Genomic DNA, 14,972 nt, shown 5'->3' with positions numbered 1-14,972 from the left:
CTCCATCGGTGTTCACTCGAGCCGGTGTGCGGCAGCGGTTATCGGGCAGTCATCGCAGCGCGTGCCTGGGCAGGGGCGTTCCCCGCGATCATCACCGAGACTACTGTTCGCGTGCAGTCACCAGCTACTTCTGGCAGCTCGGGCACCACCACATGTAGCGGGTGTCGGTGGGGCCTGTGCCGAGCTGATCCGACTCGATGCGGGTGCCGCAGCGCAGGCACGCTTCGCCGCGCCGCCCGTGCACCCAGTAGCGGGGTTTGCCGCGCGGCAGGCCCGTGAGATTGCGGATCGGGCGGTCCTTGTTCACCATGATCGCCTTGTAGCCGAGAGCGACGAGGCGTTTCGGGTCGGCGATCTCGCCGATGGGAGTGTGCGGGCGCACACCGCGCAGGAAGCTCAACTCGTTCGCGAACACGTTGCCGAGGCCGGCCAGATTCCGCTGATCGAGCAGTGCGAGGGCAACCGGCCGCTCGGGGTCTGAGAGCAGATTCGCTAACGCGAGGTCCGCATCCCAATCGGGGCCGAGCAGGTCGGGCCCCAGGTGCCCCACAATGCTGTCTTCGGATGCCGTGGGTACCACTTCAAGTAGGCCCAGTTCAAAACCTACCGCGGTCTTCGATGCCGTACTCAGCACCCCGCGAGCCAGGTAGGAGGGTTTGCGCCACCGCTCGCCGGCGCCGTAAATCTGCCAGACGCCCTCCATCTTGAGGTGGCTGTGGATGGTGAGGCCGGCGCTCGGTTCGACTGCGGAGCCTGTGCCCGCGGCTGCCGAATCCGCGGCGTCGGCAGCTGGCGCAACCCGGATCAGCAGGTGCTTGCCGCGCGGCACGACGCTCGTGACGGTCTGGCCGCTGAGGTCGAGGGTCGCGAAGGCGGGCACCCGAAAGTCGGTGCGCGTAAGAACCTGGCCGTCGAGAGCCGCCCGCAATTTGGCGGCCGCCTTATAGACGGAGTCACCCTCAGGCACGGAGCCTCAACCCCTGCGGTGTCGCGACGAATCCTGCCTCCACGAGCGCTTTGCCCACCGGGGTGCCGACGGCGAAGTCGCCGTTGACCTTCTCGATGCGCAGCTTCGGCAGCGTTCCGCGCAGGGTGCTCGTGAGCGAACGCGTCGCGGCATCCACGACGGCAGGCTCAAGATCGAAGGCGAGGAGAGACTTGCCGCCGCGCTCCAAGTAGAGGGCCAGATGGCCATCGACCATCACGACGACGGCGCCGGCCTTGCGGCCAGGGCGGTGCTTCTTGGGGGTGTCAGCGGCGGACTTCGCGGATGCACTCGCGGATGCCGAGGTTGCAGCCCACGCATCCGAGCCTTCGTCGCCAGCCAGCCCAGCGCCAGAACCGGCCTTGCCCGCGCTGCCAGCAGCAACATCCTCGCTGCTCTCAGCCCCAGCATCCTCGCCGCCAACCACCGGCCACCCCAGCGCCGCCCCGTAGGGGTTCGCCGGGTCAGTCGCGGCGAGAGTGATCGCGCGAAGCTCGGGCGCAGCATCCGGATCCCGCGTGAATCCGCGCAGGCGGTCCACGGTCGCGCCGGTCGCGAACTGGGCCGCACCGAGGCCGTCGATGAAGTAGCCGCGGCGTGCCCGGCCGGTTTCTTCGAAGCCGCTCAGCACGCGGTACGTCAGGGCGAAGCCACCGCGGATGCCCTCGCTCACGACAGCACCGCGCGTCACGACCGCGTGCCGTTCGAGCATCAACTCGGCGGTCGACTTGGCGCGCACGGTCGTGTCACCTTCGGCGGTTTCAAGGAGCGCCCAGCGCCCGGACGCACTCGGCGGTCCGGCTTGCGCCACGGTCGACACGCGCCCGCGATAGGCCCGAGCCCGCGCTGGACGAGGAGCCCGCGTTGCCCGCTGCGTCCCTCCGAGATGCGCACGCAAGGGCGCAAAACTGTCATTGGTGATGAGCGAACGCCACACCAAATCCCACAGCTCCTTCAACAGCAGCTTGTCATCGGTGCTGCCGACCTGGTTCGACAGCTGCCTAAAGAAGAACGCGCCACCACCGGCCAGAGCCTCGAGAATGCTCTGCTGCAGCTCGCTTAGTCCGTCGCGGTCAGGTGCCGGAAGCGTCAGCGCGGCCGTCGCGGCGGGGTGCAAACTGATCCAGCCATCACTGCCCGCCAGCGCGCCCTGCCCGGCCCAGACCACTTCGCCCGAGGTCGTCAGCTCGTCGAGCCAGGCGGGCGAATAGTCGCGTACGCGCGCACTCAAAATAAGGTTTTCCCACGCGGATGCCGGGGCTGAGTAGCCAGCAAGTTGGTCGATGGTCTGCGCCAGGCCGTCGATCCCGCGCAGTGAGTCACCGGCAGCGGACACGTGTTGCCACGCGGGCAGGAACCGACCCAGCGTCGCGTGCGACACCGGTTCGACCTCCTGGCGGAGCGCCGCGAGGGAGCGGCTGCGCAGGCGTCGCAGCACATCCACGGAACACCACTCGGTGCCGCTCGCTCCGGGACGAAACTCGCCATCAACAACACGGCGGTCGGCCGCGAGACGGCGCAGGGTGTCCTGCACGACCGCGGTTCCGAGACCGAAGCGGGCAGCGGCATCCGCGAGTGTGAAGGGGCCGTGGGTGCGGGCGTAGCGACTCACGAGGTCACCGACGGGATCGTCAACGGGCTCGATGAAGGCGGCCGGAACACCGATCGGCAGCGGCACCCCGAGGGCATCGCGCAGGCGAGCGGAATCCTCGATGACAGCCCAACGGCGTTCGCCCGCGATGGTCACTTCGAGCACGCGGTTCGCTTTCGCGAGTCCGGTGAGGTCGGTCGCGAGAGCGGCGCCGGTCACGAGCGAGCGCGCCTCAATCTCGGCGACGGACTGCGGGCCGAGCACGCGCAACAGATCCACGAGCCCTTCCGCATTCCGGGCATGACGCTCTGGCACCAGTCGCTGCAGCTCATTCTCGGTCTGGGCGATCACGTCGGGGTCGAGCAGTTCGCGCAGCTCAGCACGCCCCAACAGCTCGGCGAGCAGCGCCGGGTCAAGCGACAACGCAGCAGCGCGACGCTCGGCCAGCGGCGAATCGCCCTCGTATACGAACGCGGCCATGTAACCGAACAGGAGGCTGCGCGCGAACGGCGACGGCACATCCGTTTCGGTCTCTATGACGCGGATACCGCGGCTGGCGATGCGCTTCGTCAGCGCCGTGAGCGCCGGCAGGTCGTACACGTCTTGCAGCACTTCGCGCACGGTCTCGAGCACGATCGGAAAGCTCGGGTACTTGCGCGCGACATCCAACAACTGCGAGGCACGCTGGCGTTGTTGCCACAGCGGCGAACGCTTGCCGGGGTCGCGGCGCGGCAGCAGCAGCGCGCGGGCAGCACACTCTCTGAAGCGCGCGGCAAAGAGGGCCGAGCCGCCCACTTCTTCGGTCACAATCTGTTCGAGCTCGTCAGCGTCGAACACAAAGAGGTCGGCACCGGGCGGGGCGGCATCGGTGTCGGGGATGCGCACGACGATGCCATCGTCACCGGCCATGGCCGCGCCATCCACCCCCAGCTGTTCGCGGATGCGCGCCGTAATCGCCAACGCCCACGGCGCGTGCACGGGCATGCCGTACGGGGAGTGCAAGATCACGCGCCAGTCGCCGAGCTCGTCGCGGAACCGCTCCACCACGAGAGTCGTGTCGCTCGGAACGTGCCCCGTCGCCGCCTTCTGCTCGGTGACGAGCGCGAGCAGGTTGCTCACGGCATGCTCGTCGAGCCCGATCGATTCGGCCCGAGTGCGCGCGTCGTCAGCGGATGCCGTAGCGATTTCTTTAGTGAAGGCCCCGATGGCTTCGCCCAGCTCCGACGGCCGACCGAGGCCATCGCCCTTCCAGAACGGCACGCGGCCAGGCTGCCCGAAGGCGGGGGAGACGAGCACTTGATCGTGGGTGATGTCTTCGATGCGCCAGCTGGTGGTACCGAGGGCGAAGACGTCGCCGACGCGCGATTCGTAGACCATCTCTTCGTCGAGCTCGCCGACGCGACGGCCGGGAGCTCCCGCTTCGCCGCCGATCATGAACACGCCGAAGAGGCCGCGGTCGGGGATGGTGCCGCCCGAGGTGACGGCCAAGCGTTGCGAGCCGGGGCGGCCGCTGATGGTGCCGGCAACCCGATCCCACACCACGCGCGGGCGCAGCTCCGAGAATTCGTCGCTCGGGTATAGCCCGCTCAGCAGGTCGAGGGTCGCGTCGAAGGCGCTGCGCGGCAGGGTCGAGAATGGCGCGCTGCGGCGCACGGTGTCGAACCAGTCCTCGATGTCGATCTCGTCAAGAGCAACCGCGGCGACGGTCTGTTGCGCGAGCACATCGAGCGGGTTCGTCGGCACCGAGAGCGCTTCGATCTGCCCGCTGCGCATCCGCTCAACAGCAACAGAGGTGTGGATGAGGTCGGTGCGGTGCTTCGGAAACAGCATGCCTTTGGAGATTTCGCCGACCTGATGCCCGGCTCGCCCAATGCGCTGCAGCCCGCTTGCGACCGACGGCGGCGACTCGACCTGAATGACCAGGTCGACGGCACCCATGTCGATGCCGAGTTCGAGCGAGCTGGTCGCAACAACACAGCGCAGCACGCCGGTCTTGAGATCGTCTTCGATGATCGCGCGCTGGTCTTTGCTGACCGAACCGTGGTGCGCGCGAGCCAGCAGCGGGGCTGCGCCCATCGTGGATCCGCCCTGCGCCATCATCTCGGCGGGTGGCTTCCACGGTTGTTGCGGGGCGGCGTAGGCCGTGGCATCCGCACTGGCTTGGCTGCGGGCGCGAGCTTCGTCGCCGTCGACGCTGCCGTCGTTCATCCGCTCGTCATAAATCTCGTTGAGGCGTGCCGTCAGGCGCTCGGCGAGGCGCCGAGAGTTCGCAAACACGATGGTGGAGCGGTGCTCGAGAATCGCATCCACAATGCGCTCTTCAACGTGCGGCCACAGGGATGCCGCTGACTCGGGCGTTGCCTCCTCGTCACTGCCATCGCCACCGCTGGCTTTGCCGCGCGCCGACGCCACGGTGCCGGGAATCGTCATGTCGGGCACCGGAACGACAACGCTCAACTCGAACGTCTTGGTCGACGGCGGATGCACGATCGTCACGGGGGCGCGGCCGCCCAAGAATCGCGCAACTTCTTCGATCGGTCGCACGGTTGCCGAGAGCCCGATGCGCTGCACGGGTTTCGCGAGCAGAGCATCCAACCGTTCCAGCGACAGCGCCAGGTGCGCGCCACGCTTGGTCGCGGCGACGGCGTGCACCTCATCGATGATCACGGTGTCGACGTTCTTGAGAGTCTCGCGGGCCGCCGAGGTGAGCATCAGATAGAGCGACTCGGGAGTCGTGATCAGGATGTCAGGAGGGAGCCGGGCGAGCAGACGCCGGTCTTGCTGGGTGGTGTCTCCCGATCGCACGCCCACGGTGATGTCGGTCTCGCCGAGCCCGAGCCGGCGTGCAGTTTGGGTAACGCCGACGAGGGGAGCTCGCAAGTTGCGCTCGACGTCGACGCCGAGCGCCTTGAGCGGGGAAATGTAGAGCACGCGCGTGCGCTGCTTGGGGTTCGCGGGCGGCGGACTCGATGCCAGCTGGTCGATCGCCCACAGGAAAGCGGCGAGCGTCTTGCCCGAACCGGTGGGGGCAACGACGAGCGCATGCGACCCGGTAGAGATTGCATCCCATGCCCCGAGCTGGGCCGGGGTGGCAGCATCGAACGCGCCCTCGAACCACTCTCGGGTGGCGGGCGAAAATTTGCCGAGCACATCGCTCATGTCTCTATCTTCGTCGCAACCACTGACAGTGCACTGCGGATTTCGCCGAAGGCGTGCCGCCGGGGCGCTGACCCGCCACGGTGCTGACCGGCCGCGGCACTGACCCGCTACGAGTGCGTGTTCAGAAAGCTCACCAGGTCATTCAGCTCATCGGTCGAGATCGAATGCGCGAGGCCTTCATAAATGTGCGACTCAGCACGCGTGTGGTCCACAAGCCATTCTTCGGTGCGCGCAATGTTCACGGCGGGGATAACCGCATCGTCGGTACCTCGACCCCAAAACACGGGCGGGCGGATGCTCGTGAGCGCCGCATCGCCGGAGTGCTCGGCACTCACCACAAAGCCGGAGAGGGCCACGGCGCAGGTGAAACGCTCCGGGGCGAGCCGCAAAAGTTGAAGTGCCATGGCGGCACCCTGCGAGAAGCCGAGGAGGCTGACACTGGTGAACTGCTGGTCATCGAGCCAAGCAAGCACGGCTCGGGCTGCGTCATCCACGAGTTCAACATTGTGGCGACCGTCACCGCTGAGGTTGATCGGGAACCACGAAAAGCCGCCGTTTTCAGGAATCGGTGCCCGCAGCGAAGCAATCACCGGATCAAGCGGGAGTCCCGGCGCCATCGCAAACAGATCGCCCTCGTGGGAACCATAGCCATGCAACAACACGAGCAGCGGTCGCCCGGCCCTTTCACGTTCGGGAGCCGACCAGAGCACTGCGGTGGAATCAATCTGCATAAGACAAAGCCTACGGGGCACGCCCTAACGATTTGCTGTTATCGCCAATGAGTCGGAGAAGACGCTATAACGCGACGTGAAGGTGTCGTAGACACCGGTATCGCACGTGAGGGCGGCCACTAATGCGCTCTCAGAATTCGGCATCGACCGTGCCACAATTTCTACCGTCTCGTGCACGCCGGCCGGGCTGGTGCGGGTAATAGTCGCGGCGGCAAATTCGAGCGTTGACCCACTTCCGACAGCGCCAATGGGAATGTCAGTAGAGCTGACGTCGAGAATCGTCGATTCCGCATCGTCGACAGTGAAGTCGACGATTTGATCCAAAAGAAGATCGTCAGAGGGCCAAAAATCGCCAGTAGACCCGTGGTCTGCGAGGGCCAGATTCTGCGATGTGACGAGCTGGCAACGTGTCTTCTCATCGCGAAACACGTTGATGCCCTGTTGATCAAAACTATGCACACGCCATGAGGGGCCGAGCTCAATTGACCAAGCGGGCTGACCATCGAACGCTGCATGCCCGTCGAGCGTGACACGGGAAGTCGTCGTGAATTCGTCAACCGGGGATGTGGCCTCAGACGGAGATTTTTCAGCAGCCGGAGCCGGCGCCGACCTGCCTCTCTCGCCACACGGCGTGGCACCATCACATCCCGTTGACTGAGACGTCGTAACTGCCAGCCCGATCGTAACTAGCAAGGCCCCCACCGCCATGAGGAGCAACAGAGGAATCCCAACGATGAGTGCCCAAGCCCACCCCGGCAATCTGCGGCGCACAGCCGGCGCTGTCACAGGGCCTTCGCTAACGGCTAGTTCTGGGGCATCCGGGATCTCAGTCGGCGCAGACTCGCCGCTCGCAGACTCGTGGCTCGCAGAATCGGCCGCGTCAGCAGCACTGGATGTGGGCTCGCTCATGGTTTCCTTTCACACGGTGGGCGCGTGCCCACCGCAGGAACGTTAGTTACTCGTCGGGAACCTGCGGCAGTGGACAGTGAGGACTGTGCAGAGAGGGCGCGATAGTGACTCTGTGGATGACTAGGTGACACCCACAGATCCTTAAGTTGGCATCCCGTACCCCGCTGCGCGCACGAGAAACCCGCACCATGGGTGACAATGGAACATGAGCTCCGTCGGCACACCAGACCCCAACTCGTCTTGGCTATCAGAGGAAGAACTCGCGGAGACCCGGCGGCGACTGCCGCTGCTCTATGTTGAAGCCGTTCCGGTGCGCGTGGATGGCCTAGGTCGCGTCACCGAGGTCGGCACCCTGGTGCGTGGCAATGACGGCGAAATCACTCGCACCCTCGTCTCTGGCCGGGTCATGTTTGGCGAGAGCCTGCGCGACGCCCTCTTCCGCCACCTCGAAAAAGATCTCGGCCCGATGGCCTTCCCCTTGCTGCCCGCGAACCCGACGCCGTTCACGGTTGCCGAATATTTCCCCTGGCCAAGCGATAGCCAGTACACGGATGTTCGTCAGCACGCCGTCTCGATGGCCTACGTCGTCCCGGTCACGGGAACGTGCGAACCGCGCCAAGACGCTCTCGAATTGACCTGGTTAAGCCCAGCCGAGGCTGCATCCGAAGCGGTCACCGCCGACATGGAGGGTGGCCGCGGATCACTGCTGCGCGCAGCCCTCGCCTCCGTCGGCGTGCTGCCGTAAGTCCTCGCCTCCGTCGGCGTGCTGCCGTAAGTCCTCGCTGGCACCAGCGGGCTTTCGCCGTCGACAAGTTCGCCGTCGACCAGTTTGCGCGCGGGCAGCTCGCGCTGCGGCCGTTTCCTGACGTGTCTCCCTGGTGAGTACTTCTGGCGCGCCCTCGTTCGTGCAGATCGTGGAAATTCAGGAAAAACCGTTCGCACGATGGTGACCCGTATTCGGAACCCGCGGAAATCCGGGGCCCAGCGGTGATCAACCGGTCTGTGACACCGAATCTCCTGAATTTCCGTGATGTGGCGACGCTGGGCTCGGGATCGGAATGCCGCTGGACGCTGCCGCAACTCGCCTCCGGAAACTCGCCTCCGGCAAATCGACTGCCGCAACTCGCCTCCGGAAACTCAGGAGATTTGGTTTACCCGCTCGCGCTGCCCAGCGCGGATACCCAGAAATTCGGCAGCGCTGTGGCGGGCGGGCGCGTATCGAAACGGAATCTCCTGAATTTTCAGAATGCCATGGTCCGAGAGCACGAGAGCACGAGAGCACGAGAGCACGTGAGCACGCGAGCACGTGAGCACGTGAGCTCGAGCCGCCTGTGCCGCGAAAGCCCCGCGAGCAACCGCCGATACCGGTTAAACACCTCAGGGCGACGAATCCCGCCCAGCATTGCTGGGTGAAATTCGCCGCCCTGAGACGGTAAAGCTGTGGTGCTAAGGCTTAGCGTCCGCTGCTTGATGCACGACGGTTAGGTCGTACGACCTGGCCGACACGAACGGGTCCGCCACCGGCCTGGGCGCGGCCTTTGCCACCGCGCGGACGCGTGGGGGCATCTGACTGCTGCTGGCGTGGCTGGTGGGTTGAGCGCTGTTCGCCAGCACCGGCACCGGCTACGACTGCGCCGCGGCCTGAACCTTGACGATCGTTGCGCTGCTGTCCGCCACGGCCGCCGTTGCCAGCATTGCCGCCGCGCGACTGTCCGTCACGGGCCTGGCCATCGCGGCCCTGCCCGTCACGCGACTGGCCGTCACGCGACTGTCCGCCACGAGCGCCACCGCGGGCTCCTTCGCGAGCACCCTCACGGCCACCATCGCGGCCGCCGCCGTTGTCGTCACGACGAACACGCTTGCGCTGGGCGTTTGCGCCCTGCGAGCGACCACCCTGCGACTGGCCACGAACGGGTGCTGCTGCGCGGGGAGCGGGGGTTACGTATTCGGCAACTTCGCCAACAAGCGCTATAACGGCATCCGACTTCGCGTTGACGTGCTGCGGGGTCACCGTGATGGCGGCCTTACGCAGCAGTGTTGCTGTGTCTTTGCGCTGGGTCGGAAGAACGATCGTTACGACGTCGCCCTCTTCTCCGGCGCGAGCGGTACGGCCACTGCGGTGCAGGTATGCCTTGTGCTCTGCTGGCGGGTCAACGTGGATGACCAGCTCAATGTTGTCTACGTGCACGCCGCGCGCTGCAACGTCGGTGGCGACAAGCACCTTGACGTCGCCGGCGGAGAATGCGGCGAGGTTGCGGTCACGGGCAACCTGCGAGAGGTTTCCGTGAAGGTCAACGGCGGGGATTCCGGCGTCGATGAGCTGGCGGGCAAGCTTCTTGGCGTGGTGCTTGGTGCGCATGAAGAGGATGCGGCGGCCAGTACCCGAAGCAAGCTTCTCTACGAGAACACGCTTGGATTCGACACTCTCGGTCTCGAAAACGTGGTGGGTCATGGCGGAGACGTGCGAGTTCGCTTCATCGACCGAATGAAGTACTTCGTTGTGAAGGAAGCGGCGAACCAGCTTGTCTACACCGTTGTCGAGCGTTGCACTGAACAGCAGGCGCTGTCCGTTGCTTGGCGTCTTGTCGAGGATGCGGGTCACAACCGGCAGGAAGCCAAGGTCGGCCATGTGGTCGGCCTCGTCAAGCACGGTGATCTCGATGGCGTCCAAGTTCACGAAGCCTTGCTTCATGAGGTCTTCGAGACGACCGGGGCAGGCTACGACGATGTCGACGCCAGCCTTGAGGGCCGCAACTTGGCGGTTTTGGCTGACGCCACCGAAGATCGTGGTGGTGTTGAGGCCGTAGGCCGCAGCGAGGGGCTCGATGACAGCAGAGATCTGTGTCGCGAGTTCACGGGTTGGTGCAAGGACGAGTCCGAGCGGGCGACCCGGGCGGCGCTTGCCACCAGCGAGCTTGCCGCCGAGACGAGCAACCATGGGAAGAGCGAAGGCAAGGGTCTTGCCCGAGCCAGTCTTTCCGCGGCCGAGCACGTCGCGACCACCGAGGGTGTCGGGAAGCGTGTCAACTTGGATGGGGAAGGGCGACGTCTTACCGTCGGCTTCGAGTGCTGCAACAAGCGCGGCGGGTACGCCGAGCGAGCTAAAAGTGTGGTCAGTCAAAGTAATGGTGCCTTTCAGGCATAAGTAACAGATGGGCGTTACACCAGAGGCGCACAGAAACAAGTCTGTGCTGATCTACACCGACCCAATCAGGCGTTTCGCACGGATGCGGCACACAGGTCAGATCTCGAACTTACGTTCGGCGCGGATTACTCCAGTCCGCCGGAGAAAGTTTTCTACGAGCCACACGTTTCTGATTGACGTGGACGAGAAGAGGGAAGCGTTCTACGACGCAGGGAAACATATTTGTTTCGCAAGTAACCCCAGCGTAGCAGTGATGTGCCTAGTAGCGCTCGCCTACCGGCACTTGCCCAGCCAGAGTGTTGCCCGCTTGCGCGAGCGGGCACGCCCACGCCGGGTCGTAGGCGCAGGACGGGTTGTAGGCAAAGTTGAAGTCGAGCACGAGTGACTCGGGGGTGCTGCCCGGTCCGAGATCGGCGCCCTTGACGGTGTCGAGAAGGTAGCGGCCACCACCGTAGGTTCCGCCCTTCACGCGAGAGAGGGCATCCTTCACGGGAATGAAAATTCCGCCGCCATAGGACGCCAAGCGCCACACTTCGAGAGAGCCAATCTGGTCGATCTCGACCGTGCCCAGCAGATCAAACGGCACCACGCCATCCGTTCCGGTCTCCACATTCATGCGGCGGGCTTCGCCAGAAACACCAGCATCAGGAACAATGGATGCCTCGAAACGCCAGTCGGGATCGTACGTCTCAAACGGCAGCCCCTTAAACCCACGCAGGTCCTCAGGCAAGAGCGGCGAAGCTGGATGCGTGGCAAACATCTCATCTCGTCCCGCTCGCCATTCGGTGTGGGCGCTCGCGGCATCCGGATTCTCGCGAACAGCGGCATAGAGTGCAAAGTTGCGGCGGCGCCAGTCGGCTACTTGAAGAGCGGTCATAGGCTCAGGCTAACTCGCGCACCCGACAGCGAGCTTTGCGGTACGCAGGTGAACCGCAGCCCGACCGTTGGCAAACGCGCGGCGAAGGCGTGGCCCAACGCGCAGCCCATGCTGCCGCCTGACCGCCAGCGAGACCGCGAGCGAGCGCGCCATCCCGATCCACCCTACGGATCGCGCGAGAGCAGCTGTCGCACTTCAGTCTCGGCCGACGCCAGCCGGCGGGGGTCGATCGTTTCACCAGCGGTATAGAGATCGACGATGCGGGGATCAACGTAGCTTTTCTTCGCGATTGCGGGGGTGTTCCCGAGCATTTCTGCCGCGCTTTCCATTGCTTCGCGGATGGCTCGGGAGCGTGCACGTTGTGCAGTTTCGGGGCCGTTGATGGCGAGGCTTGCTGCGGCCGCCACAGTGCCGCGAAGCGTGCGGAAGTCCTTCGCCGTGAACTCGCCACCGGTGCGTTCGCGAACGTAGTCGTTGATATCGACGGCCGTTAGCGCACGCCATTCGCGTCCGTCGGGCCATGACAGCACTGAGGAATCTGGTGCGCTGCGCAGCCGGCGCCGCATGAAGGCCGCGAGGTCAGCATCCACAATCTCGCTTTCCCACTGTTGGCCGCTTTTCGCCGGAAAGCACAGCCGAACCCGGTCGCCGATCACGGTGACGTGGTCGCAGAGTAGCGTCGAGAGACCGTGGCTGCCGTGGGTGTCGGCATAGCGTTCGCTCCCGACGCGCAATGAGCCTGTGTCGAGCATCCGAAATGCTGCCGCAAGAGTGCGCAAGCGGGGGTCGTCGCTGCTGCGCAGAGTGCGAGTGACGGTGGCACGCGCGGCGGGGAGCGCTGCCGCAAGTTCGAGGGCACGCTCGAACTTCACTCGGTCTTGTCGTTCGCGCCAACCGGGATGGTAGATGTACTGTCGGCGGCCCGCATCATCGATCCCTGTGGCCTGCACATGCCCGTTGGGGTACGGGCAGATCCAGACGTCGGTCCACGCCGGCGGGATGCCCAGGGAGCTGAACCTCGATTTCACTTCACCGTCGGTCACGGTGCTGCCCGAGGGATCTCGGAAGCTAAATCCGCGCCCAGATGTGACCCGGGTAAAGCCGCGCCCGGTTGTAACGCTTCGCCGCAGTCGAGGCACCGCGGGCTCCTTTCGTGCACGCCATCCGACATAAACACCGGGGCGGCACACTCTTCGTCGCCCTAGAGGCTCAGATTAGTTCGCGTTGTTGTGACTCCGCCCCACGTTGGAGCCAGACGTATTAGAGCCGCGGCGCGCCACTGCCAGAAAGCCCAGTAGAGGGGCCACATCAGCGGAGTGAGCAGTCCGGCGCTGAAGATGAGCTGGTCGCGATAGAGAGTTTTGCCTCCGGGTGCTTCGCTGATCGCCATGGAATGTTCCCACTGTTCGATGAGAGCGAGGGGGCCGCTGAGTCCGCGGCCGTCGTCGCGCATGATGCGCACCCCATCCGGTTTCTCGGAATAGGACACGTCGATTATCTGCTGGCCCACCGCAAAGCGCCCGAGCGCGGCCATGCTCACCGGATGTTCGCCGGGTGACCACAAGTCGGGAAAGCCTTCGACCTCGAGCGACGTGAACTGGCTGAGGGGGGCAGACACATCCTGAAATACCTGCGGGCTGCGGATGGCGTGCCACGCATCGTCAGGGGTGCAATCTAGTACAAGCTTCAGGAGTACTCGCATGATGCCAGTCTGGACCTTTCCCTGTCCGTTATCCAGAGCAAAAAACTACTCTGTCGCCGGATCTTGAGCCTCCCGACGAAATCTGGTCTCCCGTACGCTGGAGGCAACCTCAGGAGGCAACAATGTCAGTTTCCCCACCAGAGAGCCCGGCGACCGGCAGCGGCCGCAATGGGGGTTCGGTTCCTGCACGAATGACCGCGGTCACCGCGCGTGCCTACGGCAACGTGGATGTGTTGGCTATCGAGTCGCTTCCGACACCGGATGTCACACCGGGCAAGCTTCTCGTGCGGGTGATGGCATCCTCGGCCAATGCTTTGGACTGGCGTTTGCTGAGTGGCACTCCGCTGATGGTGCGCCTCATCATGGGGTTGCGGACCCCTAAGCGGTTGATCCCGGGGGCGGATGTCGCGGGGATTGTGGAAGCAGTCGGTGCTGGGGTGAGCGGCTTCGCCGTAGGGGATGCGATTTTCGGGGAATCTGCTGGCGGTGCTTTCGCCGACTATGTCGTCATTGACGCGGCGATTGTTGCCCTGTTGCCGGCCGGCGTTGATTTTGTTGCTGCTGGAGCGACGCCGGTCGCCGGGCTGACGGCCCTTCAGGCGCTGAGAACGCACGCCGCCATTAAAGTGGGCGACCGCGTTCTGATTAACGGTGCGGCGGGAGGAGTGGGCACTTTCGCCATTCAGATTGCACGGGCGTTGGGGGCGGGGGAAATCACCGCCGTCTGCAGCGCGGAGAACGCTGAACAGTCACGCAGGCTGGGAGCCACTCGCGTGATCGACTACCGCGGCGAGGATTTTATCGCCGCGGGTGGGCAGTATGACGTAGCGCTGGATATAAGAGGCAACCGAACGGCAGCGCAGATTCGCAGCATTCTCGCGCCGGGTGCGCGGTATGTAGCCGTAAGCGGACCGATGACGAACCGCCTGCTTGGGCCCTTGCCGCACCTTCTCAGAATGAAACTGGGGCTCGCGCGGGCTGATGCGAGCTTCCACCAGTTCACTGCGGCTGCTACCCCCGAAGACCTCGCTTACCTCGCCGCGCTGTTGGTGTCGGGCGAACTTGTTCCCGCCATTGATCGCGTTGTCGGCCTCGAAGATGCTGCTGGCGCAATCGCTCAGATCGCGTCTGGCCATGGCGCGGGCAAGGTTGCCGTGGTGCCGGGTGATCGCCCCCAGCAGCCGCCCGACGCCGCTGCTTAGCGCCGCTGCCCGGCGCCGCCTAGCGCCAGCCGCCCCGAGCCTCAAACGTCACATTCGGTAACCGAAAGCCGGCAATGGCGCGGTTCGATTTAGCCTCTGAGGGTGAACGATCCCCGCAACCAACCCCAGTACCAAGTACGATTCGGCTTTGGCCGTGCGCAGGCGCTCGCATTGAGCCCCGGTTCCGACGTGGTGGTGTGGGCGGATGCCCTCGCCGACGCCTCGACGCCCGCCCCTGAGCTGCACGGAGACTTCTCGCTTCTCACCGCCGGAACCGGAGCTGCCACCGCTGTCGCCGAGTGGGTCATCACGCAACAGGAACTCAAAGGGGACAGGTTTACCGTGGCCGTCATCGCGGCAGGTGACGCGGAGGGCGGCTTCGCCGTCGATGATCTGCTCTCCGCCGGCGCGATCATTGACGCGCTCGCGGATGCTGGCATTGACTACATTTCACCGGAAGCGGCATCCGCTGTGGCTGCGTTCACTAGCCTCAAGCCCGCGCACAATCACCTTCTTTCCGCAAGCACTGCGGGCCAGCAGCTTCTCACTGGCGCCAACAGAGAAGCCCTTGATGCGGCGATTGCCAGCAATGGTGCAGCCAGTTTTGAGATCGTTCGGGAATGACGCTTGCTGCTCAAGCGTTGGGCTGAGTGATCGGCATGAACCAACAT

At 64.9% G+C, this 14,972-nt stretch carries 11 protein-coding genes; 3 read left to right on the top strand and 8 right to left on the bottom strand.

Features of this window, described 5'->3' with window-relative positions; genetic code table 11:
• Positions 1-124: 124 nt before the first annotated feature.
• The 4 genes from ON14_RS06220 to ON14_RS06205 form a co-directional block, all read right to left on the bottom strand.
• Positions 125-967, bottom strand: a complete 843-nt coding sequence (locus ON14_RS06220; RefSeq protein WP_010203909.1) for a DNA-formamidopyrimidine glycosylase family protein — start codon at positions 965-967, stop codon at positions 125-127.
• Positions 960-5,735, bottom strand: coding sequence for an ATP-dependent helicase (locus ON14_RS06215; protein ID WP_010203907.1), 4,776 nt, complete (start codon positions 5,733-5,735; stop codon positions 960-962). The genes ON14_RS06220 and ON14_RS06215 overlap by 8 nt, the downstream gene beginning before the upstream one ends.
• 107 nt (positions 5,736-5,842) lie before the next feature.
• Positions 5,843-6,466 (bottom strand): alpha/beta hydrolase, encoded by a 624-nt coding sequence (locus ON14_RS06210; protein ID WP_010203906.1) that lies wholly within the window; start codon positions 6,464-6,466, stop codon positions 5,843-5,845.
• Positions 6,467-6,490: 24 nt separating this feature from the next.
• The gene (locus ON14_RS06205; protein ID WP_010203905.1) at positions 6,491-7,375 is read right to left on the bottom strand and encodes a hypothetical protein; all 885 of its coding nucleotides are present in this window, start codon (positions 7,373-7,375) and stop codon (positions 6,491-6,493) included.
• Between the two features lie 205 nt (positions 7,376-7,580).
• Between ON14_RS06205 and ON14_RS06200 the strand changes: the two genes are divergently transcribed.
• On the top strand, positions 7,581-8,120 hold the full coding sequence (locus ON14_RS06200) for an NUDIX hydrolase family protein (RefSeq protein ID WP_010203901.1): 540 nt from the start codon (positions 7,581-7,583) through the stop codon (positions 8,118-8,120).
• 708 nt (positions 8,121-8,828) lie between these two features.
• On the opposite strand, the gene ON14_RS06195 is transcribed toward ON14_RS06200, so the two are convergent.
• The 4 genes from ON14_RS06195 to ON14_RS06180 all read right to left on the bottom strand — a co-directional run bounded on the left by ON14_RS06195 (position 8,829) and on the right by ON14_RS06180 (position 13,099).
• On the bottom strand, positions 8,829-10,496 hold the full coding sequence (locus ON14_RS06195) for a DEAD/DEAH box helicase (RefSeq protein ID WP_010203898.1): 1,668 nt from the start codon (positions 10,494-10,496) through the stop codon (positions 8,829-8,831).
• Between the two features lie 283 nt (positions 10,497-10,779).
• A complete protein-coding gene (locus ON14_RS06190; protein WP_010203897.1) occupies positions 10,780-11,397 on the bottom strand; it encodes a DUF1684 domain-containing protein in 618 nt (205 codons plus the stop codon).
• A 164-nt stretch (positions 11,398-11,561) separates the two neighbouring features.
• A complete protein-coding gene (locus tag ON14_RS06185) occupies positions 11,562-12,536 on the bottom strand; it encodes a DNA topoisomerase IB (RefSeq protein ID WP_010203896.1) in 975 nt (324 codons plus the stop codon).
• A gap of 62 nt (positions 12,537-12,598) precedes the next feature.
• Positions 12,599-13,099 (bottom strand): hypothetical protein, encoded by a 501-nt coding sequence (locus ON14_RS06180; RefSeq protein ID WP_010203895.1) that lies wholly within the window; start codon positions 13,097-13,099, stop codon positions 12,599-12,601.
• 122 nt (positions 13,100-13,221) lie between these two features.
• Between ON14_RS06180 and ON14_RS06175 the strand changes: the two genes are divergently transcribed.
• Together ON14_RS06175 and ON14_RS06170 are read left to right on the top strand one after the other, a co-directional pair.
• The gene (locus ON14_RS06175; protein ID WP_010203894.1) at positions 13,222-14,301 is read left to right on the top strand and encodes an NAD(P)-dependent alcohol dehydrogenase; all 1,080 of its coding nucleotides are present in this window, start codon (positions 13,222-13,224) and stop codon (positions 14,299-14,301) included.
• A 102-nt stretch (positions 14,302-14,403) separates the two neighbouring features.
• Positions 14,404-14,925, top strand: coding sequence for a 2-phosphosulfolactate phosphatase (locus ON14_RS06170; protein ID WP_010203892.1), 522 nt, complete (start codon positions 14,404-14,406; stop codon positions 14,923-14,925).
• Positions 14,926-14,972 lie beyond the last annotated feature (47 nt).

Origin of the sequence: Salinibacterium sp. PAMC 21357, from assembly GCF_000247645.1 — a bacterium.
Classification (GTDB): Bacteria; Actinomycetota; Actinomycetes; order Actinomycetales; family Microbacteriaceae; genus Rhodoglobus.
The sequence above is the reverse complement of the archived record's forward strand: the minus strand, read 5'-3'. Positions and strand labels throughout refer to the sequence as shown.